This window comes from Cellulomonas sp. Y8, assembly GCF_008033115.1.
In the GTDB taxonomy this organism is placed as follows: Bacteria; Actinomycetota; Actinomycetes; order Actinomycetales; family Cellulomonadaceae; genus Cellulomonas.
Genome location: NZ_CP041203.1, coordinates 1436376 through 1458818 on the forward strand (window position 1 = coordinate 1436376; position 22443 = coordinate 1458818).

Annotated in this window: 24 protein-coding genes and 3 tRNA genes; 10 read left to right on the forward strand and 17 right to left on the reverse strand. The window is 76.5% G+C overall.

Going from position 1 to position 22443, the window contains the following annotated elements; translation table 11 throughout:
• Nucleotides 1–5 precede the first annotated feature (5 nt).
• The 10 genes from FKM96_RS06410 to FKM96_RS06455 form a co-directional block, all read right to left on the reverse strand.
• Nucleotides 6–878, reverse strand: coding sequence for a prenyltransferase (locus FKM96_RS06410; protein ID WP_147794533.1), 873 nt, complete (start codon nucleotides 876–878; stop codon nucleotides 6–8).
• Nucleotides 875–1213: a lycopene cyclase domain-containing protein gene (locus tag FKM96_RS06415; RefSeq protein WP_147794534.1), complete on the reverse strand. Its 339-nt coding sequence runs from the start codon at nucleotides 1211–1213 to the stop codon at nucleotides 875–877. The genes FKM96_RS06410 and FKM96_RS06415 overlap by 4 nt, the downstream gene beginning before the upstream one ends.
• A complete protein-coding gene (locus tag FKM96_RS06420; protein ID WP_371300500.1) occupies nucleotides 1210–1575 on the reverse strand; it encodes a lycopene cyclase domain-containing protein in 366 nt (121 codons plus the stop codon). The genes FKM96_RS06415 and FKM96_RS06420 overlap by 4 nt, the downstream gene beginning before the upstream one ends.
• The gene (gene crtI, locus FKM96_RS06425; protein WP_147794535.1) at nucleotides 1572–3248 is read right to left on the reverse strand and encodes a phytoene desaturase family protein; all 1677 of its coding nucleotides are present in this window, start codon (nucleotides 3246–3248) and stop codon (nucleotides 1572–1574) included. Before crtI ends, FKM96_RS06420 begins: the two co-directional genes overlap by 4 nt.
• On the reverse strand, nucleotides 3245–4213 hold the full coding sequence (locus FKM96_RS06430) for a squalene/phytoene synthase family protein (RefSeq protein WP_246855233.1): 969 nt from the start codon (nucleotides 4211–4213) through the stop codon (nucleotides 3245–3247). The genes crtI and FKM96_RS06430 overlap by 4 nt, the downstream gene beginning before the upstream one ends.
• Nucleotides 4210–5373, reverse strand: coding sequence for a polyprenyl synthetase family protein (locus FKM96_RS06435; RefSeq protein WP_147794536.1), 1164 nt, complete (start codon nucleotides 5371–5373; stop codon nucleotides 4210–4212). Before FKM96_RS06435 ends, FKM96_RS06430 begins: the two co-directional genes overlap by 4 nt.
• Before the next feature lie 138 nt (nucleotides 5374–5511).
• On the reverse strand, nucleotides 5512–6132 hold the full coding sequence (locus FKM96_RS06440; RefSeq protein ID WP_147794537.1) for a signal peptidase I: 621 nt from the start codon (nucleotides 6130–6132) through the stop codon (nucleotides 5512–5514).
• Nucleotides 6129–7391 carry a hypothetical protein gene (locus FKM96_RS06445; protein ID WP_147794538.1) on the reverse strand — a complete coding sequence of 421 codons (1263 nt, stop codon included), beginning with the start codon at nucleotides 7389–7391 and terminating at the stop codon, nucleotides 6129–6131. The genes FKM96_RS06440 and FKM96_RS06445 overlap by 4 nt, the downstream gene beginning before the upstream one ends.
• Entirely contained in the window at nucleotides 7376–7948 is a 573-nt protein-coding gene (locus FKM96_RS06450; RefSeq protein ID WP_147794539.1) for a hypothetical protein, read from the reverse strand. The genes FKM96_RS06445 and FKM96_RS06450 overlap by 16 nt, the downstream gene beginning before the upstream one ends.
• Nucleotides 7945–8526, reverse strand: a complete 582-nt coding sequence (locus tag FKM96_RS06455) for a TasA family protein (protein WP_147794540.1) — start codon at nucleotides 8524–8526, stop codon at nucleotides 7945–7947. Before FKM96_RS06455 ends, FKM96_RS06450 begins: the two co-directional genes overlap by 4 nt.
• 160 nt (nucleotides 8527–8686) lie before the next feature.
• On the opposite strand from FKM96_RS06455, the gene galE reads away from it, so the two are divergent.
• A complete protein-coding gene (galE, locus tag FKM96_RS06460; protein ID WP_147794541.1) occupies nucleotides 8687–9649 on the forward strand; it encodes a UDP-glucose 4-epimerase GalE in 963 nt (320 codons plus the stop codon).
• A 6-nt stretch (nucleotides 9650–9655) separates the two neighbouring features.
• On the opposite strand, the gene FKM96_RS06465 is transcribed toward galE, so the two are convergent.
• The 3 genes from FKM96_RS06465 to FKM96_RS06475 form a co-directional block, all read right to left on the reverse strand.
• Nucleotides 9656–10588 carry an LLM class flavin-dependent oxidoreductase gene (locus tag FKM96_RS06465; protein ID WP_147794542.1) on the reverse strand — a complete coding sequence of 311 codons (933 nt, stop codon included), beginning with the start codon at nucleotides 10586–10588 and terminating at the stop codon, nucleotides 9656–9658.
• Nucleotides 10589–10620: 32 nt separating this feature from the next.
• On the reverse strand, nucleotides 10621–12534 hold the full coding sequence (locus FKM96_RS06470; protein WP_147794543.1) for a DUF4914 family protein: 1914 nt from the start codon (nucleotides 12532–12534) through the stop codon (nucleotides 10621–10623).
• 163 nt (nucleotides 12535–12697) lie between these two features.
• Complete coding sequence (locus tag FKM96_RS06475; protein ID WP_147796966.1) at nucleotides 12698–13042, reverse strand: metallopeptidase family protein; 345 nt, start codon at nucleotides 13040–13042, stop codon at nucleotides 12698–12700.
• A 96-nt stretch (nucleotides 13043–13138) separates the two neighbouring features.
• Here FKM96_RS06475 and FKM96_RS06480 point away from each other — a divergent pair.
• The 3 genes from FKM96_RS06480 to FKM96_RS06490 all read left to right on the forward strand — a co-directional run bounded on the left by FKM96_RS06480 (nucleotide 13139) and on the right by FKM96_RS06490 (nucleotide 13437).
• Nucleotides 13139–13211: transfer RNA gene (locus FKM96_RS06480), tRNA-Glu, on the forward strand.
• A gap of 38 nt (nucleotides 13212–13249) precedes the next feature.
• Nucleotides 13250–13323, forward strand: a tRNA-Asp gene (locus FKM96_RS06485).
• Between the two features lie 41 nt (nucleotides 13324–13364).
• Nucleotides 13365–13437: transfer RNA gene (locus FKM96_RS06490), tRNA-Phe, on the forward strand.
• Nucleotides 13438–13502: 65 nt separating this feature from the next.
• Here FKM96_RS06490 and FKM96_RS21900 read toward each other — a convergent pair.
• A complete protein-coding gene (locus FKM96_RS21900) occupies nucleotides 13503–15155 on the reverse strand; it encodes a cell wall metabolism sensor histidine kinase WalK (RefSeq protein ID WP_147794544.1) in 1653 nt (550 codons plus the stop codon).
• On the reverse strand, nucleotides 15152–16147 hold the full coding sequence (locus tag FKM96_RS06500) for a PIG-L family deacetylase (RefSeq protein ID WP_147794545.1): 996 nt from the start codon (nucleotides 16145–16147) through the stop codon (nucleotides 15152–15154). The genes FKM96_RS21900 and FKM96_RS06500 overlap by 4 nt, the downstream gene beginning before the upstream one ends.
• 136 nt (nucleotides 16148–16283) lie before the next feature.
• On the opposite strand from FKM96_RS06500, the gene FKM96_RS06505 reads away from it, so the two are divergent.
• Together FKM96_RS06505 and FKM96_RS06510 are read left to right on the forward strand one after the other, a co-directional pair.
• Nucleotides 16284–16598, forward strand: coding sequence for a hypothetical protein (locus tag FKM96_RS06505; protein WP_147794546.1), 315 nt, complete (start codon nucleotides 16284–16286; stop codon nucleotides 16596–16598).
• Nucleotides 16599–16725: 127 nt separating this feature from the next.
• Nucleotides 16726–17064 (forward strand): STAS domain-containing protein, encoded by a 339-nt coding sequence (locus FKM96_RS06510; RefSeq protein ID WP_168216894.1) that lies wholly within the window; start codon nucleotides 16726–16728, stop codon nucleotides 17062–17064.
• A 23-nt stretch (nucleotides 17065–17087) separates the two neighbouring features.
• Here FKM96_RS06510 and FKM96_RS06515 read toward each other — a convergent pair whose 3' ends face one another.
• Nucleotides 17088–17414, reverse strand: a complete 327-nt coding sequence (locus FKM96_RS06515) for a DUF2087 domain-containing protein (RefSeq protein ID WP_246855234.1) — start codon at nucleotides 17412–17414, stop codon at nucleotides 17088–17090.
• A gap of 171 nt (nucleotides 17415–17585) precedes the next feature.
• Between FKM96_RS06515 and FKM96_RS06520 the strand changes: the two genes are divergently transcribed.
• The 3 genes from FKM96_RS06520 to FKM96_RS06530 all read left to right on the forward strand — a co-directional run bounded on the left by FKM96_RS06520 (nucleotide 17586) and on the right by FKM96_RS06530 (nucleotide 21426).
• Nucleotides 17586–18263 (forward strand): hypothetical protein, encoded by a 678-nt coding sequence (locus FKM96_RS06520; protein WP_147794548.1) that lies wholly within the window; start codon nucleotides 17586–17588, stop codon nucleotides 18261–18263.
• Nucleotides 18264–18432: 169 nt separating this feature from the next.
• Nucleotides 18433–20790: a penicillin-binding protein gene (locus tag FKM96_RS06525; RefSeq protein ID WP_147794549.1), complete on the forward strand. Its 2358-nt coding sequence runs from the start codon at nucleotides 18433–18435 to the stop codon at nucleotides 20788–20790.
• A 117-nt stretch (nucleotides 20791–20907) separates the two neighbouring features.
• Nucleotides 20908–21426, forward strand: coding sequence for a hypothetical protein (locus tag FKM96_RS06530; protein ID WP_147794550.1), 519 nt, complete (start codon nucleotides 20908–20910; stop codon nucleotides 21424–21426).
• A 24-nt stretch (nucleotides 21427–21450) separates the two neighbouring features.
• Here FKM96_RS06530 and FKM96_RS20560 read toward each other — a convergent pair whose 3' ends face one another.
• Nucleotides 21451–21615 (reverse strand): hypothetical protein, encoded by a 165-nt coding sequence (locus tag FKM96_RS20560; protein ID WP_168216895.1) that lies wholly within the window; start codon nucleotides 21613–21615, stop codon nucleotides 21451–21453.
• 169 nt (nucleotides 21616–21784) lie between these two features.
• Between FKM96_RS20560 and FKM96_RS06535 the strand changes: the two genes are divergently transcribed.
• A complete protein-coding gene (locus FKM96_RS06535) occupies nucleotides 21785–22381 on the forward strand; it encodes a D-alanyl-D-alanine carboxypeptidase family protein (protein WP_147794551.1) in 597 nt (198 codons plus the stop codon).
• The last annotated feature ends 62 nt before the right edge of the window (nucleotides 22382–22443 follow it).

Here is a 22443-nt window from a genome sequence, read left to right on the forward strand (position 1 = left end):
CGGGCTCAGGTGGTGAGCGCGATCGCGATCAGCAGCATCGTCACCAGGAAGCCGACGACGAGGTTGAGCCACAGGAACGTCCGCCAGCCGGCGTTGGCCCGCTCGCAGTCCTCGTCCCGCACGGACCAGAAGCGCGCGGTGCTCGCGGCGTAGACGAGCGGCAGCACCGCGGCGAGCCACCCCGGCCACGGCAGCACCAGCAGCACGGCCGCGGCCAGCACGTACGCACCCGTCGCGAGCACGACGGTCGGGTGCGCGCCGAGCACCGTCGCCACGGACCCGATCCCGCCCTCCCGGTCGGCCCGCACGTCCTGCACGGCGCCGAACGCGTGCGACGCCATCCCCCACAGCACGAACGCCACGAGCACCGGCCACACCGACCACGACCCGAGGTCGGCCCCGACGAGCACCAGCGCGTAGAGCAGCGGACCGACGAAGTGCATCGCGGACGTCGCCGAGTCCAGGACCGGGCGCTCCTTGAACCGCAGCACCGGCGCCGAGTACGCGACGACGAGGAACACCACCAGCAGCAGCGTCAGCCCGGCCGCGAGGGACCCGACCGCGAGCAGGTAGACCAGGAAGGGCAGCACCGACAGCGCGCTCGCCCACAGGATCCGCCGGTGCACGACCCGTGCCACGGCCGGGTCGGCGAGCGCCCCCTCGATGCCGCCCTTGCGCGGGTTCTGCAGGTCGGAGGCGTAGTCGAACACGTCGTTCACGCCGTACATGAGCAGGTTGTACGGGATGAGGAAGAACAGCGTCCCGATCACGAACGTGAGGTCGACCCGCCCCTCGGTCGCGAGCAGGTAGCCGGCGGCGAACGGGTAGGCGGTGTTGATCCACGAGAACGGCCGCGAGGCGGCGAGCACCTGCCTCACGCGTCGCCCTCCCGGGTCCGGGCGCCGGGCGCCGCCGACGCGCGCGCCGCGGACCGGCGCCCCAGCACGGTCCACAGCACCGGCATCGCCAGCGCGGCGACGACGGCGTAGAAGAAGTCCTCCAGCGGAGCCCCCCAGAGGTAGACGCCGAGGATCTTCTCGGAGTCGAAGACGTACAGGTCGGCGGCGATCATCAGGGTGTCGAACACCATGGTGAGCACGCACAGCACGAGCGCGGCGCCGGCGACGGGCCCGAGGCGCATCCCGCGCAGCACCCGCCAGGAGACCGCGACGACCGCCGCGAGCACGAGCACGTTCAGCACGATGTTGGTCACCGGGCCGCCTCCCCCGCGGCACCGGCCGGGCCGGCGGTCCGCGTCCGCCGCCACGCCAGCGCCCGGTCGATCCCGCGCCAGGCCAGGAGCGCGTTGTAGCAGAGCAGCGTGAGGAACACCGCCTCCTCGACCGGGAGGTCGGGTGCCAGCAGCAGGCCGGTCATGTGCGGGCTCTCGCCGCGCGCGAAGATCCCGAGCACCAGGCCCGCGACGTCCCAGAGCAGGAAGCCGACGACGCCGATCCCGACGCACAGCGCGGCGCGGCGCGGGGCGTCCCAGAACGCGAGGCGCCACCGGCGGTCGATCAGCGCGAGGCCCCCCAGCGCGAGCAGCAGCGCGCCGAGGTAGGCGAACCGGATCACCGCGCCCCCGCCGGGACGGCCTCGGTCCACGCCCCGCGCCGGCGGGCGGCGTCGAGGTAGCCGCTGCGCAGCGGCGCCGGCAGCGGGCTCGGCGAGGTCTCGCCCAGCAGGCGCTTGGCGACGAGCTCGGCGCTGATCAGGCACATCGGCAGCCCGACGCCGGGCACGGTGCCGCCACCGACGTGCAGCAGGTTCGGCACCCGCGGCGACCGGTCGCCGGGCCGGAACATCGCGCTCTGCCGGAGCGTGTGCTCCATCCCGAGCGCGGTCCCGCGCCACGCGGAGAAGTCGCGCGCGAAGTCCGCCGGGCCGACGACCTTGCGGGTGACGACCCGGGCACGCAGGTCCGGCACGCCGGCCCAGCGCGCGACCTGGTCGAGGTACCGGTCGGCGTACGAGTCGAGCTCGGCCGCCCCGGCCGGCCCGGCGCCGATCGACGCGTCCGCCGGGAACGGCACCAGCACGAACAGGTTCTCGTGGCCCTCCGGCGCGGCGGACGGGTCCGTGGCCGTGGTGCGCGAGACGTACAGCGAGGCGGAGTCCGGGACCCGGAGGTCCTCCGGCCGCGACGACCGCCCGGGGCCGAGGATCGCGTCGAAGTTGCCCGGCCAGTCGCGCGTGAAGAACAGCGAGTGGTGCGCCAGCTCGGGCAGCTCGCCGCGGACGCCCGCCATGACCAGCAGCGCCGAGATGCCAGGGCCCCGGTCCTGCCACCAGGCCTCCGGCAGCGTGCGGTGCTCGGGCGCCAGCAGCGTGGTCTCGGTGTGGAACAGGTCGGCGCCGGACACCACGACGTCCGCGGGGACGACCTCGCCGGACGCCAGGCGCACCCCGCGGGCCACGCCGGTGCGCCGCGGGTGCCGGGCCGAGCGCGCCGCGCCGTCGACCTCGACCGCGACGACGTCGGCGCCGGTCCGGATCGTGACGCCCTCCTTGACCGCCAGCCGCTCGATCGCCTCGATGAGCGTGTACATCCCGCCGCGCGGGTACCGGACGCCGTCGACGAGGTCGAGGTGGCTCATCAGCGAGTACAGCGCGGGCACGCGGTACGGCGACGAGCCGAGGAACACCGCGTGGTAGCCGAGCACCTGGCGCAGCACCGGGTGGTCCGTGGTCGCGGCGACCTTGTCGGCCAGCGACCGGGTCAGCAGCGACGCCAGCGTCCCGGAGCGCCGCGCGACGTCGGCGGTGATCGCGCGGTCCGGCCGCTCGAAGGTCGTGTAGAGGAAGTGGTCCAGCGCCGTGCGGTACGCGTCGGTCGACTCCGCGGTGTACCGGCGGAACGCCTCGCCCGCGCCGGGCTCCATGGCGTCGAAGGTCGCCCAGTTCGCCTCGGGGTCGCCGACGACGTCGAACGGCTCGGACGCCGCTCCCGGACCGGCCGCCGCGTCGGGCTCGGGGAACAGCCGGTAGGCCGGGTCGAGCCGCACGAGGTCGACGTGGTCCTCGACCCGCTCGCCGAGCAGCGCGAAGAAGTGGTCGAACACCTCCGGCATGAAGTACCAGGACGGCCCGGTGTCGAACCGGAACCCGTCCTGCTCCCAGGTGCCGGTGCGGCCGCCCACCCGGTCGTGCCGCTCCAGCAGCGTGACGTCCGCGCCGCCCCGGGCGAGCAGGGCGGCGGTCGCGAGGCCGCCGATCCCGCCGCCGACCACGACCACCCGACCCGTCACGCCGCACCTCCGTCGTCTCGTCCGTCGTCCTGCACGGTCGCGCCACCGCGCCCGCTCCCGCGCCCGCCGCGCGACCGCGCCGCGTCCGCCGCCTCGCCCGCCAGCGTCCGGGCCAGCACCGCCAGCTTCCGCGGCGTGCTCACCCGCACCCGCGTCGCCAGCACCCGCTCGGGGGGCGTCGCGGCCAGGTCGGCCAGCAGCGTGTCGTACAGCGCCAGCGTCGCCGACACGGCCGCGCGCGCCCGCCGGGGCAGCCGCGGGAGCGCCGCGCGCGCCCGCGCCAGGTCGGCGCCGATCTCGTCCAGGATGGCCGCGAGCTGGGCGTCGGTCGGCCCCTCGGGCCCGACCCCGGGGAAGTACAGCCGGCCGAGCTCGCCGGAGTCGGCGCCGAGGTCGCGCAGGAAGTTGATCTTCTGGAACGCGGCGCCGAGCGCCCGCGCGCCGTCGACCGTCGGCGCGTCGGGGCGGCGCACCGGCTCGCCGGGCGCGCGGTCCGCGTTGAGGAACACCTGCAGGCACATGAGGCCGACCACCTCGGCCGAGCCGTAGACGTACCGCAGGTAGGACTCGCGGTCGTGCACCCGGACGGTGAGGTCGGCGCGCATGGACGCGAAGAACGGGTCGACCTCGGCCGCGCCGATCCCGGTACGGCGGGCGGTGCGGGCGAACGCGTGCACGACGAGGTTGGTCGAGTACCCCGACGCCATCGCGCGGGCGGTCTGCGCCTCGAGCTCGTCGAGCAGCGCCCCCGCGTCGTCGCCGCCGCGGGTGTCCACCACCTCGTCGGCGATCCGGACCAGGGCGTACACGGCCTCGATGTCCCGCCGGGCGCGCGGGCCGAGCAGCCGGGTGCCCAGCCCGAACGACGTCGAGTACCCCGCCAGCACGGCGCGGCTGGCCCGGGCGGCGGTGCGGTCGTACAGCGCGGCCGACGCGGTCCGCACGGGGAGCCGGGTCGCGGTCACCCGGCCACCCCGGCGGTCGCGTCGAGCAGGTCGGTGAGGTAGCGGGCCAGCGGCTCGGGCAGGCCACCCACCGCGGCGGAACGAGCGGTGCGCACGGCGTCCGCCCGCACCAGGCGCGCCTCGTCGAGCGCGCCGGAGGCGGCGATGACCTCGCGCACGCGGGCGGCGTCGGCCTCCGTCAGGTCGGGGCGGCCGACCGAGGCGTCCAGCACCGCGCGGTGCCCCTCGTCGGCCCGCAGGTACGCGAGCCGCAGCAGCTCGGTGCGCTTGCCCTCCCGGAGGTCGGACAGCACGGACTTGCCGGTGACCTGCGGGTCGCCGAACACGCCGAGCTCGTCGTCGAGGAGCTGGAACGCGACGCCGAACGCGGTCCCGAACCGGTCGAGCACGCCGAGCACGGCGTCGTCCGCGCCGGCGAGCACCGCGCCCGCGCCGAGCGGCCCGCAGCACGAGTACACGGCCGTCTTGAGCTCCGCGACCCGCAGGGCGTCGACCGCCGTCGGGCCGTGCAGGCCACCGGTGACGTCGAGCAGCTCGCCCGCCACGGTGGTGTCGACCGCGCGGGCCAGCGACCGGACCACCCGCAGCGCGACCTGCGGGGGCACCGGCGCCGAGGCGGCGAGGTCGAAGGCTGCGGCGATCGCGACGTCGCCGCCGAGCAGGCCGGCGGCCAGCACCGGGTCCTCCGCCGCGGGCCCGTGGACCCCGCGGGCGGCGAGCCGGCGGCGCGCGGTCCCGGTGACGTTCGGCCGGCCGCGGCGGGTGTCGTCGTGGTCCAGCACGTCGTCGTGCACCAGCATCGCGGTGTGCAGCATCTCCTGCGCCGCGGCCACGGGGGCGACGGCGGCCAGGTCCGTCCCGCCCAGCCCGAGGTAGGCGGCGACGGTCAGCCGCGGGCGCATGAGCCGGCCGCCGCCGAGCTGGTCACCGACCGCGCGCCACAGCGCCGCGTGCTCGACGGCGAGCTCCCGCGCCCGGGAGCGACGGGCGGCGACGTCGTCGACCAGCAGCAGCCGGACGGCGGCGAGGCCGTCCTCGACGCGGGCGGCGAGGTCGGGCGCCGGGTCCGAGGCCGTGTGCGCGCGGGCGCGCGCGTGCGACGCCGGGGCGTCGGCCACCAGACCGCCGCCCGCGTCCGCTCGGGTGCGGGCACTGCGCACGCGACCTCCCCTGGGCTCGAGTAGATGCTCAGCATACTGAGCATCCGGCACGCCGCCACCGGGACGCCGACCACGCCGTCGACCCGGCGCCGACCCGGCGCCCCCCGCGCCGCGCGCCTGCCTGCGGTGCACTCTGCCTCATCGCGCGCGCGACCGCACCACCCCGGGCGGCGCGGTCGCCGAGGAGCCCGGCCGCGCGGGCAGCACGGCGAGCAGCACCAGCGTCGCGGCGCCCGCGACGAGCACGGTCCCCGGGGCGCCCGTCACCAGCAGGCCGGCGCGCGGGACGTGCAGCGCCGCGCGGTGCGTCCGGGCCGGCAGCACGTACTCGTGCGGGTCGTCCGCGGCGTTCGCGTCCCCGCGCAGCGTCGCCCGCAGCTCGCCGTCGGCGGACCGCACTGCGGCGACCCGGTGCGTGACCGGCGTCGCGCTCCCCGGCAGCGGCACGGTCACCACGTCGCCCACCCGCACCTCCGCGGCCGGGACGGGGCGGGCCAGCACCAGCGATCCGGCAGGCATCGCGGGTGCCATCGACCCCGACACCAGGACGACGGGCCGCCACCCCGCGAGCAGCAGCGCCGCGACGGCCGCGGCGCAGAGGACGCCGGCCACGGCCGCGACGTCGACCAGGCGCCGGGCCAGCCGCTCGACGACGACCCCGTCGCCCGGCCCGGACCACGCGGGCCGCCGGGACGCGCCGGCGACCCGCGCGCACCGGCGCCCGGCGCCCGGCCGCGCGTGCCGCGGTCCCCGCGTCACGGCGGGTCGTCGAGGGCGCCCCGCGGCGGCCAGCCCGCGATCGGCACCTCGACCCGGAACTCGGTGCGCGGCGTCGTCGTGCCGTCGCCGAGCTGGCCGTGCTCGTTGCTGCCCGCCGCGGCGAACGTCCCGGACCCGGCCTCGTACAGGGCGTGCGCCCCGCCGCCCGCGACCGCCGCCGCCGTCGACCCCGGCGCCAGCTCCACGGCCTGCGGCGAGACGTAGACGCCCCCGGGCGCGCCGATCCCGAGCTGGCCACCCGCGTTCGAGCCCCACGCCCACAGCCGGCCCGCACCGTCCCACGCCCACTGGCCGGGGAGGCCCGTCACCGGCGACGAGACCACCGCGCCCACGACGTCGACGAGCCCCGGGACCGGCTCCGCCTCCCGGCTCGTGGTGCCGAGCAGCCGGCCGGACGCCGTCCAGAGCAGGGTCGCCCGCGCGCCCGCCGACACCCCGACCACGGGGTCGTCGTCAGGCAGGCCGGTGACGGCGGAGCCGGCGGTGTCGCCGACGTCCGCACCCCAGACGGCCACCCCGTCGGCCGTCACCGCCGCGCCGTGAAACCGGCCGGCGGAGGCGGTCACCACGGTCCGGGAGTCGAGCCCCTGCGCGGTGACCCGGGCCGGCGGGTCCCGGTCCGTCTGGAACGGCCGCCCGAGCCGGTGGGACGCCACACCCCAGGAGTAGAGCGCGCCCGTCCCCGTCCAGGCGAGGTAGTAGTACCCGCCGGCGTCCACCCCGACCACCTCGTCGTCCAGGTCGTCGAAGAACGCCACCCGCTGCGGCACGTCGGTGTTCGTCCAGATGTCCGGGTTGCCCCAGGCCCAGACGCCGCCGTCGTCGGTGAGCGCGATGCCCAGGTCGATGCCCGCGGACGCCTGCACCACGCGTCGCCCGTCCGGCACCGCGACCGGGGTCGGGCGGGTCACGGACGCGGTCTCGAGACCGGTGCCCAGCTGGCCCACGCCGTTGCTCCCCCAGGCGAACAGCCGCCCGTCGGCGTCCCAGCCGAGCGACCACGCCTCGCCCGCGCCGATCCCGCCCCGGAGCAGCAGCGGCTCCGCCTCGACGGTGCCCAGGGTCGCGCGGACGGCGCCGCCGTCCGCGAGCAGCGCGGTGGACGGGGTGGCGACGACGGGCGCGAGCAGCACCGCCGCGGCGCACCACGCGGCCAGGACCCGGAGGACGGCGCGCCGGGGCCGCCCGTCGCGGCGGACGGTGCGGTCGCGCGCGGCCCCGCTCAGCCGGCCGGGCACCGGGACCGCCCTCGCAGGGCGCCGCGCACCAGCGCCGCCCCGGCCGCGAGCAGGACGGCGGCGGCGAGCGCCAGGACACCCACCTCGGCCCCGGTGGCACCGAGACCGCCGGTCCAGGCGTCGCCCGCGGTGGTCGAGCCGCCGCCGGACCCGCCGTCGCCGCCGCCCGGCGCGCCCGGACCGCCGCCCGGCGGGCACACCCCGCCCGGCAGCGCCGTCGCCACCCAGTCGAGGGTCGACGTCCCGGTGGCGCCCTGCAGCTCGTCGCCCGCCCCGGCGGGGAGCACGACCTCGACGCGCAGGTCGAGCGTCGACCCCGCCCCGACGACGGGCCGGCCGTCGCAGGCCGCGCCGCCGCCGGGGTCCCAGGCGTAGCCGACGCCGAGCGGCGTGCCGCCCGCGAACAGCGCGCCCTCCTCGCGCCGGGTCCAGGCCAGCAGCACGGGCACCCCGGAGTCGTTGCGGACCGTCACCTCGCGCACGACGGCCTCGCCCGGCGCCAGCCCGGTCACGTCGAGCTCCGCCGGGTCGACGACCACCGACCCGGACGCGGTCACGGCGCGGCCTGGGCCGCGGTGAAGGGCAGGTCGACCTGCACCGTCTGCCCCGCGACGCCGACTCCGGCGGTCGCGTCCACGGTCACCTCGAACGTGAGCGTCAGCCCGGTCGCCGTCGTACCGCCGGCGCCGAGCTCGAGGCCGCTGAACCCCGCGCCGACCAGCGGCCCGTCGTAGAGCGTGCCCGCGGTGGCCTCGTCGACCCGGACCGAGAGCACGTCCTGCAGCGGCTCGTCGCCGGGGTCCTCGTTGACCACCACCGGCGCCCCGAGCGCCAGCAGGGCGGGCACGGACCCCGAGTTGTAGACCACCAGCTCGCGCGTCACCGGAACGCCGGGCGCCAGCGCGTCCCCGCCGTCGAACGTCACGACGTACGGCGCGGCGGCGCCGTCGGCGTCTGCGTCGAACCGCAGGTCGAGGGTGCCGGCGGTGAAGGTGGTGCGGACGGTCCCGCCGTCGGAGAACAGCGCGTACGAGCCGACCGCGGCCATGACCGCGACGACCCCCGCCGCCGCCAGGACACGCGCCCGCCCGGTGACTCCCCTGCTGCGGCTCGCGCCGCGCTCTTCCTGGACCATCGTCGCTCCTCGGGCTCCTGCGGCTGAGTGCTGGTGCCACTCAAAGTAGGCAGCGGGCGCGCCCCCTCATCGCCGCGGCACCACCTACGGATCCACCAGAAACGATCGAGATCGATCAGGAAGCACCACGACCGCCCGCGGGCCGGGCTACGCTGGACCCATGACGACGTGGCTGGTCACCGGAGGCGCGGGGTACATCGGATCGCACGTGGTGCGGGCGTTCGGGCAGGTGGGCATGCGCGCGGTGGTGCTCGACGACCTGTCCTCGGGGCACCGGGAGTTCGTCCCCGACGAGGTGCCGTTCGTGCAGGGCTCGATCCTCGACGCCGACCTCGTCACCGCGGCGCTCCGCGAGCACGCCGTGACCGGCGTCGTGCACCTGGCCGGCTTCAAGTACGCAGGGGTCTCGGTGCAGCGCCCGCTGCACACCTACGACCAGAACGTCACCGGCACCGCGCGGCTGCTCGAGGCGATGGCCGCCGCGGACGTCCGGCGGATCGTGTTCTCGTCGAGCGCCGCCGTGTACGGCACCCCCGACGTCGACCTGGTCACCGAGGACACCCCGACCGCGCCCGAGTCGCCCTACGGCGAGTCGAAGCTCATCGGGGAGTGGCTGCTCCGGGACCAGGGCCGGGCGACCGACCTCGCGCACACCTCGCTGCGCTACTTCAACGTCGTCGGGTCGGGCACGCCCGAGCTGTCCGACACCAGCCCGCACAACCTGTTCCCGCTCGTGCTGGACGCGCTCGCCGCGGGCCGCACCCCCCGGATCAACGGCGACGACTACGACACCCCCGACGGCACCTGCGTGCGCGACTACGTGCACGTCGCCGACCTCGCCACCTCGCACGTCGCCGCGGCGCGCGCGCTCGACGAGGGCCGGGAGCTGCAGCGGGTCTACAACCTCGGCTCCGGGGACGGCGTCTCCGTGCGGGAGATCATGTCCGCGATGGCCGAGGGCACGGGCATCGCGTTCGAGCCCGAGGTCGCCCCGCGGCGCCCGGGCGACCCGGCGCGGATCGTCGCGTCGGGCGAGGCCGCGGCCCGCGACCTCGACTGGGTCATGCGGCACACCCTGACCGAGATGGTCGCCAGCGCGTGGGAGGCGCGGCAGGCCCGCTGACGGCCCTCACCGACCGAGGCGGGACAGCCCCTCGGTCAGCACGTCCTCGGACCCCGCGTAGATCCCCTCGGCGCGGGGCCAGTGCACGACCACGTCCGTGAACCCGAGCTCCGCCGCGCGCTCGACGCCCTCGACGAGCGTCGCGGCGGACTCCAGCGAGAACACGGGCGCCCCGTCGAGGTTGAGGTACAGGTCCGGCACCGGGCCGCCGGGGGCGAGCCGGCCGGCGATCTCCCGCAGCTGGTCCACCTGCTCGGCGAGCCCGGCCCACCACGCCTCCTGGGCGGCCGCGGGCGACGCGGGCTGCTCGTCCGGCGCGAGCACCGGCCCGTAGGTCGCCCAGCCCTGCCCGTACCGCGCGGCCAGCGCCATCGTGCGCGGGCCGCCCGCGGCGACGACGAACGGGGTGCGGGGCCGGGCGATCGTGCCCGGGTGCATCCGCGCGCCGTGCGCCTCGTAGAACGTGCCCTCGTGGTCGGTCACGGGGTGGGTGAGCAGCCGGTCCAGCAGCTCGACGAACTCCTCGAACCGCCGGGTGCGCTCGCCGCGGGTCGGCGCCGGGCCGAGCACGCCGGCGTCGAAGCCCTCGCCGCCGGCGCCGAGCCCGAGCAGGAACCGGCCGCCGGCGACGTCGTCGAGCCCCATGACGTCCTTGGCGAACGGCACCGGGTGGCGGAAGTTCGGCGACGCCACCCAGGTGCCGAGCCGGATCCGCTCGGTGACGGCCGCCGCCGCCGCGAGCAGCGGGACGGTGGCGAACCACGGCTCGTCGGCGAGCGTCCGCCACGCCAGGTGGTCGTACGTCCACGCGTGGTCGAAGCCGAGCTCCTCGGCGCGCCGCCAGGTGTGCCGCGCCTCCGCCCAGCGCTGCTGGGGCAGGAGCACCACGCCGAGGCGCGGGCGGGCGGGGCGGGCGGCGTGGGTCGTCTCGGCGGTCACGCACCCGAGCGTAGCCACGCCGCGCGCGGGGCCTACAGGTGCAGCGGCGTCAGCTCCTCGTACGCCTCGACCGGCGCCCCGGCGAGGCACAGGTCGATGATCTCCCGGCCCAGCGGGTCGAGGTCGTCGGTGCGGAACTGCTGCAGCTCGTGGGCGAAGAACCCCTGGAGCACCGCGGCGCCCGCGTCGTACGCGTCCGCGCCGACGTTCGTCTGGTACTCCGGCTGCAGCAGGGTCGGCCGGATCTGCTGGCCGTCGAGCTTCATCTCGGTGGGCCGGTAGCCGAACAGCGCGCACCGCGCGGGCGCCAGCTGCTCCCGCCGGATCCGGCCGCCGCCGCGCCGGGCCAGGTACTCCCGGGTCAGCCACTCGGCCGAGAAGCCCACGTGGTAGGCCCCGATGTGCTGGTTCGGCGTGAGGACGTACCGGGTGCGGTCGTGCTCGACCAGCTGCCGGAGCAGCAGGTTCGCGGCCGCGACCTTCGTGCCCGTCGAGAACGGCCAGTACGAGCCGACGCCCTCGGCCACCATGCCGCCGTGCGCGAGCGCCGCGGTGACGTCGGCGCTCTCCCCGATCGAGGGGTTCTTGTCGCCGCGCGGGGCGATCAGCCGCCAGACCCAGGCCAGCGCGGGCGGCACCACGTGCATCATCCCCATGATCCCGTAGGTGGGCGCGTCCCGGGTGCACAGCGGCATCCGGACGCCGAACGTGCGCACGTCCACCGGCTGCGGCTCGTCGACGACGTTCCGGATCGACGACCGCGGGATGACGACGCGCGGGTTCGGGCACCGCCGCCCCGTGGAGTCGAGCGTGTGCTCCCACGGCAGGGCCGTGGCGCCGGGGACGCCGTCGATCGACAGGAGCACCAGCGGCTGGTCGGGCTCGATGACGGCGCGCTCCAGCGCGACGTCCTCGCCGTAGGCGGTCAGGTTGTCGACCCGGACGAACCAGCCCGCCTCGGCGTCGGAGACCGTCAGGCGGCCGTCCTCGCCCTGCACCGACGGGTGGCACAGCGTCATGTCGTCGGTGACCGGCGCGAGCGACGACGTCTCACCGAGCGTCAGGTGGTACGGCTCGTCCCGGACCACGTTCGTGCCGACGAGGATCCGCCCGTCGTCCTCCCGCCGGATCTCCTGGCACATCTCGGACTTCCCGCCGCCCGAGGCGCCCTCGTGCATGATCACGGTCTCGTTCTCGTACGGGGTGGTCACGCGGACCGACGACGCGTGCGCCGTGAGCCACCCCTCCCGCTCGCCGATGTCGAGCAGCACCGAGAACACGCCCTTCTTGGCGCTCGGCCCCGGGTACAGGTTGTAGGCCCACACCTCGTGCAGCCGCTCGGACCGGTCGTGGACGACGACCTGCCGGCCGCCGAACCGGGTGTGCCGGAACGGCGGCGCGACGTACAGGATCGACCGCGGGTCGAACGGGCCGAGCTCCTCGAACGTCACCCAGCCCTGCAGGTCGACGAGCGTGAGCGCGAAGAACGCGGCGTTCGCCGGGCAGATCGCGAGCGACGGGTACCCCACCGCGGGGCCGCCGGCGCGGAACGGCACCACGACGAGCTCCTGCGTCCCGAGCCACGCGAGCGTCTCCGCGCGGACCGGGTCGAAGTCCTCGCCGTAGACGTCCCTGTACCGGGGCTTGTCCGTCGGCAGACCGTCCGCGATCCGCATGCAGTCCGGGTCCCGGCGGCGCATGTAGTCCTCGGGGGGGTAGTTCACCGCGAGGCCGTTGCGGCACCGGGCGACGTCCGCCTCCCGGTACGGCGCGCCGTCCACGTCGTACTCGACCGCGAAGGTCGGGCCGCCGTCCGGACCGAGGGCCAGCTCGTACAGCTCGGCCCGCGTCTGCGGCACGATCACGCGCGGGCTCGCGTCGAGGGCGGCGCGGACGTCGCGCGCCAGGTGCACGCAGGACAGGTCCAGGGTCAGGTCCACGGTCATGGTGGGGCTCCCTACGCGTCGAGGCCGCGGGGCGGCCGCGAGGGGTGCCCCGGGGCGCGCCGCGGCGCGACGGGGGTCGCGAGGGCGCGCTTGACCCGGACTTTACGAGCGCGCGGCCCGCCCCGGACGGGACCTTGGCCCCCACCTAGGCGCCGGACCGACGTCAGGCCCAGCCCAGCTCGTGCAGCCGCTCGTCGTCGATGCCGAAGTGGTGCGCGATCTCGTGCACCACCGTGACCGCGACCTCCTCGGCCACCTCCTCGCGGTCCGCGCAGATCGCGAGCGTCGGCCGGCGGAAGATCGTGATGCGGTCGGGCAGGGAGCCGGCGGCCCAGAACTCGCCGCGCTCGGTCAGCGGCACGCCCTCGTACAGCCCGAGCAGGTCGGGGTCGTCGGCCGGCGCGTCGTCCTCGACCAGCACCACCACGTTGTCCATCCGGGCGGCGAGCTCGTCCGGGATGCGGTCCAGGCCGTCCCGGACGGCGTCCTCGAAGTCCTCGCGCGACATGTCGATCACCGGACCATCCTCGCCGATTTGGAGGATCCGCAGACCTACCCGTAGAGTCTTCCTCGGTCTGAAGACGCCTCGACGTCAGGGGCGCGAGCCCCCATCGTCTAGCGGCCCAGGACCCCGCCCTTTCACGGCGGTAGCACGGGTTCGAATCCCGTTGGGGGTACGAGCTCCGTGCATGTGGAAGAATAGGTCTCACAACGAGGCCCCGTAGCGCAGTTGGTTAGCGCGCCGCCCTGTCACGGCGGAGGTCGCGGGTTCAAGTCCCGTCGGGGTCGCTCGATCACACCGGTCCACTGGGCCGGTGTCGTCGTATCAAGGCTCTGTAGCTCAGTTGGTAGAGCGTTCGACTGAAAATCGAAAGGTCACCGGATCGACGCCGGTCGGAGCCACCGAGGAAGCCCCGCATCGCCCCAGGCGACGCGGGGCTTCGTCGTTCCCGGGCTCGCCCGCGGGCTCAGCCGGACGCCGGGTCCCGTCGCCGGCGCGGCAGGACCGCCGTGAACGTGGTCCCCTCCCCCTCGGCGCTCGTGACCTCCATCACGCCGCCGTGCGCCACGACGACCGACCGGGTGATCGCCAGCCCGAGCCCGACGCCGGGCACGGCGTTCCGGGTCGCCGTCGTCGTCCGGAAGAACCGGGAGAACAGCCGGTCCACCTCGTCGGCGGGGATGCCGAGCCCGGTTTCCGCGACCGCCAGGCGCACGTGGTCCACCGACGCGGTCACCCGCACGGTCACCGCGCCGCCGGCGGGCGTGAACTTCACCGCGTTCGACAGCAGGTTGTCGCCGACCTGGGCCAGCCGGACCGCGTCGGCCCGGAGCGGCACGGGCCCGTCCGGCACGTCGAGCACCAGGGCCACCCCGGCCCGGTCCGCCGCCGGCCGCGCCGACTCGACGGCCGCGCGCGCCACCTCCGCCACGTCGACGTCCGCGAGCGCCAGCGGGAACCGGCCCGCGTCGACGCGGGCGGTGAACAGCAGGTCGTCGACGAGGCGGAGCAGGCGCGCGGCGTTCCGCTCGGCGACCTCGACCGACCGCTGCTGGTCCGGCGTCAGGGGGTCGTCCCGCAGCAGGTCCAGGTGGCCCACGACCGCGCTGACCGGGGTGCGCAGCTCGTGCGAGATCATGCCGGTGAACTGGTCCTGCAACCGGGCGGCCTCGTGCACGGCCGTCGCGTCCGTCGCGACGAACAGGTAGCCCGCCGGGCGGCCCGCGCCGTCGAGCCGCACGGTCGTCGACACCTGCACGGGCACCGGCGAGCCGTCCGCGCGCAGCCAGGTCCACTCGGACGCCTCCGGCCGGCCCGGCGCCACGTCCGCGACCAGCGCCGCGAACGGGGTCGTGGTCCCCGCCTGCCGCCAGCGCTCCTGCAGCTCCGTGGGCGCCACGAGGGCGTCGGCCCGCAGCGCGCCCTGGGCCTCGGCGGCGGTCCGGCCCAGCAGCCGCTCCGCGCCGGGGTTCCACACGTCGACCAGCCCGTCCGGGCCGGTGCCGACCACGGCCTGCTCGGTCACGGCGTCCAGCACGCTGCGCGTGAGCCGGTCCGCGTCCCGGAGCCGGGCCAGGTGCCGGCGCAGGCGGCGCGCCAGCTCGTTGACCGTCAGGGCCGCGAGCGCGTAGACGACCGGCGCGAACGCGGCGCGCCACCACGCCAGGTCGTCCGGGTGGCCGTCGACCCCCGGGAGCGCCGGCAGCAGCAGCGCCAGGCACGCGGCGCCGGCGGCCAGCAGGACCGACCACCGCCCGGGCTCCGCCGCGATCCAGATCACCGGCAGCACCAGCACCGCGCCGAGCAGCGACCCGGTCCCGCCGGTCCCGGCCCGCAGCGCGCCGACCGCCAGCACGGACAGCAGCGGCACGACGACGACCCAGCCGTCACCCGCGGCCCAGGCGTCGACCGCGCGGCGGGTCGCGGCCGGCGGCCGGAGGGCGGCCACGACCGCGAGGACGGTCGCCGCCGCCAGGCCGAGCACGCCCGCGAGCACGGCGCCCCGGTCGGTCACCACGGAACCGGGGGCCGCGGCCGCGAGCGCGCCGCCGATGCCGACGGCGAGCAGCGTGGGCGCGTGCTTGAGCAGCACGGTGCGGTCGCGGGCCCGGGACGTCACGCGGTGTCCCGGACGATCTCCAGCGGCTCCACCGCGCGCCCGGACCCGAACCGGGACCAGTACCGCGCCGTCGCGCGCACGAAGTCCGGCTCCAGGTAGTCGCGGATGCCGACCTGGGACGCGAAGCACGCCAGCATCGCCAGCTTGGTCTCCAGGTGGCCGTCGATCGTCACGAACCGGTTCGGCCGGTAGTCGACGGTCGCCGACGGGCTCTGGAAGCAGGCGACCGTGCCGATCCCGCGGGTCGCGACCATGGTCGCGTCGTGCACGGCGCGGTGGTCCTGGTGCCGGTCGTTCGCGCTGTGCGTGTAGACGACCGAGGGCCGCACCTCGGCGACGACGCGCTCGAGGACCTCCAGGGTCGGCCCGGCGACCGGGACCTGCGTGTCCGGCAGGTCCTCCAGGAGCAGGCGCGCGCCGATCAGCGCGGCCGCAGCCCGCGACTCGCCCTCCCGGTCCGCGACGTCCCCGCCCCGCGCGCCCCGGGACAGCGTGAGGACCACCACCGCGTCCCCGGCGGCCCGGTGCGCCGCGAGGATCCCCCCGGCGCCGATCTCGACGTCGTCGGGGTGGGCGCCCACCGCGAGCACCACCGGCCGGGCGGCGAGGACGGCGCGGCGGCGCTCGCCCAGCCGGCGCACCACCTCGACGAGCTGGCCCGCGGGGACCGGCTTGGTGAGGAACTCGTCGGCGCGCTGCCGCAGGGCGCCGACCGCGTACTCGACCGAGACGTGCGCGGTCATCACGACGACGCCCACGTCCGGCGCCCGCTCCCGCAGCACGCCCGCGAGCTCCAGGCCGGACGTGCCCGGCATCTCGATGTCGGTCACCACGACGTCCGGGTCGAACCGTTCCAGCGTGCCCGCGATGTCCGAGGCGTCGTGCAGCACGACCACCTCGCAGCCCGCGCGGCCCTCCAGCACGGTCCCCGTGTACGCCGCGACGTCGGGGTCGTCGTCCAGCACGACGACCCGGAGCGCAGTGCCCGTCAAGCAGTCCCCCCAGGTGGTGCACGTGGCCGGACGGCCCGGCGGCCCGCCCCGGCCATGCTCGCAGATTCACCCGCACGGCGGCGGTCGGGCCGCGAGGGCCGCGCGCATGATGCCGTCATCGGACGGGGAGGCGACGATGCCGCACCACTCGGACCTGCCGCGCCTGGCGGCGCTCGACGACGTGACCCTCGCGCGGGCCCGGACGGTGACCGTCCACTCGCCCGACGCGTCCGGGGACGGCGACCTCGTGTGGACGCTGACGGTCCGGGACGGCGACGGCGAGCCGCTGGGCCGGGAGCGGCTGAGCGCGCCGGACTGGCCGACGCCGCTGGCCGAGATCATCGCCCCGCACCTCGACGTGGCGGGGCTGCGGGTTGTCGGCGGCTGGCGCACCGACCTGGGCGACGACGACCTGCCGCGGCACGAGGCCCGGGTCCGGCCGGACGCGTGAGGCGGGCGGCGTCGGGCGGCGTCGGGTCGCATCCGGTCGCAGCACCTGGACGCGTGCGGCACCGCCGGGCGCCGTTGCCTACGCTGGGTGGGTCGGCGCACGCCGGCGCGCGGCGGAAGGGGCGGACGTGGAGATCGCGGTGCAGCGGATCGGGGGGCCCGTGGTGGTCCTGCGGCCCCGGGGGCGGCTGACCGCCGGCGACGCCCCGGAGCTCCGCGCGGTGGTCGCCGACCTGGTCGAGCAGGGGCGCACCAAGCTCGTCGTCGACCTGGAGGAGACGACGTTCCTGGACTCGTCGGGCCTCGGGGCGCTCGTCGCCGGGCTGCGCGCGACGCGCACCGCCGGCGGCGACCTCACCATCGCGCGACCCACCGGGCAGGTGCTCGACGTGCTGACCCTGACCACGATGATCCGGGTGCTGCCGCCGCACGAAACCGTCGCGGACGCGTTCGCCGCGCTCACCTGACGCACGCCGGACGGGCCGGGCGGTCAGAGCGGGTCGAACTCCGTCACGCGGGTCCGCCAGTACTCCGCGCCGTCGCGGGTGCGGGTGACGAGGCCCGCCTCGACGAGCTCCCGGCGCAGGCCCACGGGGTCGCGCGCCAGCCCCGCGAGCCGGTCGGTGAGCACCCGCTCGCCGACGGGCTCCTCGAGCGGCAGCGCGCCCTGCGCCACCCACCGCAGCACCAGGTCGCGGTCCGCCCGGCGCCGGGGGAGGTTCTCGAGCCGCCCGCGCACCAGGAACCGCGCGGGGTCGGCGGGCAAGGGCGTCGGGGCCGCGGGCCGGGCACCCGCGCGTGCGTCGTCGTCAGCCACCCCGGCAGCGTAGGCAGCGGCCGCGCCGGGTTCCCACCCCATTCTCGCGAGCCCACCCGGTCGATCGGGTGGCCTCGCGAGAACCGGGTGATGATGCCGGGGGGACCGGCGCGGGAACCGGCGCCCCGACCGGGCCGTTCGACCCGGGGACGACGACGAGAGGGGACGACCATGGGCTTCCTGGACCGTCTGCTGGGCCGCGAGCCCCGGCAGGAGCAGCCGTACCGGCAGCCGTACGGCGCACGCCCGGCCGACGCGCGACCGCCCGCCGACCCCGACCAGGCCGCGATCGAGCGGTACCGGTACCTGCTGCGCACCGCCCCGCCCGACGCGATCGAGCAGGCGCACGCGGAGGCGTTCGCGCAGCTGACGCCCGAGCAGCGCCGGCAGGTCCTCGACGGCCTGGCCGCGGAGGTGCCGCCCGCCGAGCGCACCACGGACGACGACCCGCGCTCGCTCGCGCGGACGGCCACCCGGGCCGAGCTGCGGCAGCCGGGCACGCTGGAGCGGTCGTTCGGCCGCGCCGGCGGCATGGGCGGCGGCATGGGCGGCGGCATGGGGATGGGCGGCATGATCGCCGGCTCGCTGCTCGCCAGCGTGGCCGGGGCGTTCGTCGGCACGGCGATCGCGGACAGCCTGTTCGACCTGTCCGACCAGGGCGACGCCGCGGCGGACGCGGGCGGCGACCCGGGCGCCGACCACGGCGCGGACGGGTACGGCGACGGCGGGGACGTCTCCGCGGACGGCGGCGGCTGGGGCGGTGACGGCGGTGGCTGGGGCGACGTCGGCGGCGGCGACTTCGGCGGCGGCGACTTCGGGGGCGGCGACTTCGGGGGCGGCGACTTCTGAGCCCTCCCGGGGGCGCCCACCCCGGGCGCCCCCGGGCCGCGGCACCGCGTCGCCCGTGCCTCGCCCTCACCCGGTGGGGATGAACTCACCCCGCTCCCGGGCGCGACCTGCGCGCGGACCCCCTACCGTGGCGCACATGGCACCCGGCGGGGGTCGAGCCGCCCGGCGCATGACCGTCACGAGGGCGGTCGCGCTGGTGCTGGCGTTCGTCCTCACCGCCGTGCTCGGGGGCGTGCTCGCCGCGGCGCTGGTGCTGCCGACCGTGGCCGTCGCGAACGGCACCACCGACCTCGCGGTCGAGGCCTTCGAGGACCTGCCGTCGGAGATCGAGCGGCAGCCGCTGTCCGAGCGGTCCACGGTCCTCGCGTCCGACGGCGCCACCGTCCTGGCGACGTTCTGGGCGGAGAACCGGGTGGTGGTCCCGCTGACGGCGGTCGCCGAGCCGCTGCAGCAGGCGGTCATCGCCATCGAGGACAAGCGGTTCTACCAGCACGGCGGCATCGACCCGGAGGGCATGGTCCGCGCCCTCGTCCGCAACCTGCAGTCGTCGGGCCGGACCGAGGGCGCCTCCACGCTCACCCAGCAGTACGTGAAGAACGTCCTGATCGAGCAGGCCGTCCGCGCGGGCGACCCGGCCGGCGCCGACGCCGCACGCGAGGCGAGCGGACCCGAGGGCTACGCGCGCAAGCTCCGCGAGGCCAAGCTCGCGATCGCGCTCGAGAAGGAGATGACGAAGGACCAGATCCTCGAGGCGTACCTGAACATCGCCCAGTTCGGCGTGAACACGTACGGCGTCGAGGCGGCGGCGCGCCGGTACTTCAGCAAGCCCGCCGCGGAGGTGACGTACCTGGAGGCGGCGACCATCGCCGCCGTGACGCAGAGCCCGACGGCCTACGACCCGGTGCGCAACCCCGAGGCGGCGCAGGAACGGCGCGACCTCGTGCTCCGGCTCATGCGCGAGCAGGGGTACCTGACCGCCGACGAGCTCGCGGCGGGGCTGGCGACGCCGCTCGCCGGCACGCTGCTCGTCGACACCCGGCCCGTCGGCTGCATGGCAGCGGAGACCGCCGTGCCCGGCTCCGGCTACTTCTGCGACTACGTGACCAAGGTGATCCGGAACGACCCGGCGTTCGGGGCGACCGAGGCCGAGCGGGTCGACCGGCTGTACCGCGGCGGGCTGACCATCACGACGACCCTCGACCCGCGGGAGCAGACGCTCGCCGCCGCCGCGGTGCAGGCCGGCGTGCCCGCGGACGACCCGTCCGGGGTCGCGACGGCACTGGTCACGGTGGAGCCCGGCACCGGGAAGATCACCTCGATGGCGCAGAACCGCCGGTACAACAACACCGAGGACCACGGGGACCGCGAGACCGCCGTCAACTACAGCACCGACTTCGCGTACGGCGGGGGCAGCGGGTTCCCGCCCGGGTCGACGTTCAAGCCGTTCACCCTGGCCGAGTGGCTGAAGGAGGGGCACAGCCTGTCGGAGCGGGTGAACGGCACCCGGTTCTCGTACCGGTTCAGCGAGTTCCGGACCTCGTGCACCCGGCTCGACCCCCGCACCGAGTACCGGTTCGCGAACGCCGAGGGCCCGCGGTCCGGCGGGGTGATGAGCGTGCTCGACGCCACCCGGAACTCCGTGAACTCCGGCTACATCGCGATGGCCTCGCAGATCGACATCTGCGGGGTGTTCGACACCGCGACCGCCCTCGGCATCCACAAGCCCGGCGGCTCGTCCGGCGAGGGCCCGTTCGACCCGCTGCCCGCCAACGTCCTCGGGTCGAACTCGGTCTCCCCGCTGTCGATGGCGGCCGCGTTCGCGGCGTTCGCGAACAGCGGGACCTACTGCGTGCCGGTGGCGATCCTCTCCGTGACGGACACCGACGGGCAGGCGATGCCCGTGCCGCCGGGCGGCTGCACGCCGGGCGCCCTCGAGCCCCGGGTCGCCGACGCCGTGACGTACGCGCTGCAGAACGTGTGGAGCGGGACCGCGGCCACCGACCCGCCGCCGTTCCCCTCGGCCGGCAAGACCGGGACGACGTCCCACAACGAGCACACCTGGTTCGTCGGCTACACGCCGCTGCGGGCGACCGCGGTGTGGGTCGGCTTCGCGGACCGGATGCTCCCCATGCAGCGCATCACGATCAACGGGCGGTACATCCGGAACGTGTTCGGGTCCTCGGTCGCGGTGCCCATCTGGAAGTCGTTCATGATCCCGGCGCTGGACGGGCAGGCGGTGCCCGGGTTCGCGCCCCCGGGCCAGGACGAGGTGCTCGGCAAGCAGCTGCCGGTGCCGCGGGTGGTCGGGCGGGACGTCGCCGGGGCCCAGTCCGCGCTGCTGCGCGCCGGGTTCCGGGTGTCGGTCGCGGCCGCCGTGCCCGACCCCGCGCCCGCCGGCACCGTGCTCCGGCAGAGCCCGTCCGGGACCGCCACCGCCGGTGCCACGGTGACGATCGTGCCCTCGGCGGGACCGGCGCCCGCGCCGCCCCCGGCGGCGGCGCCCGCCGCTCCCCCGGCGCCGCCCTGACGTCCGGGACCGCCCCCGGGCGGAGCGGCGGGTCCGCCTGCGGGATGACCGGCCGGCGGGCACGACCGTCCCCCGAGCCGACGCGCCAGCGCGGGCCCGGATCCTAGCGTCGAGGGCATGGACGGCACCCCGCTCACCAGCACCCCGCCGCGCACGCCCGAGCGCCGGCTGCTCGGCGCGCTGTCGCTCGCCGCCGCCGCGGCGCTCTCGCTCAGCGCGTGCGGAGGTGCGGTCGCGAACGCTCTCGGGCGGCAGCCCGACCCGCGGGCCACCACCTTCGCCACCGGCGCCGACGCGAAGGCCGACGCCTCGCTCCCGGGGTGGGCGCCCGACGGCGCCACGGACGTCCGGGTGAAGCAGCGCCCGGGCGGGGACGAGCGAATCGTCACCATGCGCGCCGCGCTCGCGGACCTGCCGGACGACTGCGTCCCGGTGTCGGCGGAGCACCCCCTCGCACCTCGCCCGGCGCAGGGCGACCCGGCGGACTTCCGGTCGGTGTCGACGCTCACGGCCGACTGGTGGCCGGCCGAGGCGGAGCAGGACGCCACCGTCATGTGCGGGTCGTGGTGGGTGGGCGAGCGCGACGGGGTGCTCTACGCGTTCACGCCCGAGCGGCGCACGGTGCCGGTGAGCTGACCGGCGACCGCCGCCGCGCCCCGGTCAGGCCGAGACGGCCAGGGGTGCGGGCTCCTCGACCGTCGCGACGACGACCAGCTCGCCCGTCTCCTCGTCCACCACGGCGACCGCGCGGGTGCCGCAGGCGCACAGGAGCTCGACGCCGTCGCCGTCGTCGAACCAGATGCACACGTGCCGCTGACTCCTCATGGCCACGACGGTACGCACGACCACCGACACGCCCCCGTTCCGCACCCCGCGTGTCGCGATCTGCCGCGTGATCCCGCGGGACCCCGCCCCCGGGAGCGGCGCGGTCCTCAGGACGGAGCACCGCCGGTCGATGGGGAACGGTGCACCCCCGGGGGAGGAACCGCACCGCATGAGCCTCGACGGCATCGCGTCGATCAACCAGCGCATCGCCGCCATCCAGGCGACCATCGGGTCGCTGGCGCCGACGCCCACGACCACCACCAGCGGCGCCGCGTTCGCGCAGGCGCTCGCGCAGGCCGTCGACCCGGCCGCCTCGGGCACCGCGGCGGCCGGCACCTCCGCCACGGCGGCGAGCAGCACCGCGCGGGACGCCGACGGCGTGCCCCTCGCGCTGGCCGGCTACGGCAACGGGAAGATCCCCGCCGACGCGCTGCACGAGGTCGGCAGCACCGGCCACCGGCTGTGGGCGCCCGCGGCCGACGCGCTCGAGAGCCTGGTCGCCGACGCCGCGCGCGACGGCGTGACCATCGGCATCACCGACTCCTACCGGTCGTACGAGGCCCAGGTCGACGTCGCCGCGCGCAAGGGCCTGTACTCGCAGGGCGGCCTCGCCGCGGTGCCGGGCACGAGCGACCACGGCTGGGGCATGGCGGTCGACCTGAAGCTGGACGACGCGGCGCAGTCGTGGATGCGCGCGAACGGCGGCCGGTACGGCTTCGTCGAGGACACCCCGCGCGAGCCCTGGCACTGGGCGTACCAGGGCTGACCTGGTGCGCCCCGGGGCCACCCCGGGCGGTGGAAGGTTGTGACGGACACGCCGTCGGCGTG

What these genes read in the sequence shown, in the direction of transcription:
- FKM96_RS06520 (WP_147794548.1), top strand. Translation starts at nt 17,586, where the DNA reads ATGGGCTTCCTGGACCGTCTGCTGGGCCGCGAGCCCCGGCAGGAGCAG.
- FKM96_RS06475 (WP_147796966.1), bottom strand. Translation starts at nt 13,042, where the DNA reads ATGTCGCGCGAGGACTTCGAGGACGCCGTCCGGGACGGCCTGGACCGC.
- FKM96_RS06505 (WP_147794546.1), top strand. Translation starts at nt 16,284, where the DNA reads ATGCCGCACCACTCGGACCTGCCGCGCCTGGCGGCGCTCGACGACGTG.
- FKM96_RS06455 (WP_147794540.1), bottom strand. Translation starts at nt 8,526, where the DNA reads ATGGTCCAGGAAGAGCGCGGCGCGAGCCGCAGCAGGGGAGTCACCGGG.
- FKM96_RS06470 (WP_147794543.1), bottom strand. Translation starts at nt 12,534, where the DNA reads ATGACCGTGGACCTGACCCTGGACCTGTCCTGCGTGCACCTGGCGCGC.
- FKM96_RS20560 (WP_168216895.1), bottom strand. Translation starts at nt 21,615, where the DNA reads ATGAGGAGTCAGCGGCACGTGTGCATCTGGTTCGACGACGGCGACGGC.
- FKM96_RS06525 (WP_147794549.1), top strand. Translation starts at nt 18,433, where the DNA reads ATGACCGTCACGAGGGCGGTCGCGCTGGTGCTGGCGTTCGTCCTCACC.
- galE (WP_147794541.1), top strand. Translation starts at nt 8,687, where the DNA reads ATGACGACGTGGCTGGTCACCGGAGGCGCGGGGTACATCGGATCGCAC.
- FKM96_RS06535 (WP_147794551.1), top strand. Translation starts at nt 21,785, where the DNA reads ATGAGCCTCGACGGCATCGCGTCGATCAACCAGCGCATCGCCGCCATC.
- FKM96_RS06530 (WP_147794550.1), top strand. Translation starts at nt 20,908, where the DNA reads ATGGACGGCACCCCGCTCACCAGCACCCCGCCGCGCACGCCCGAGCGC.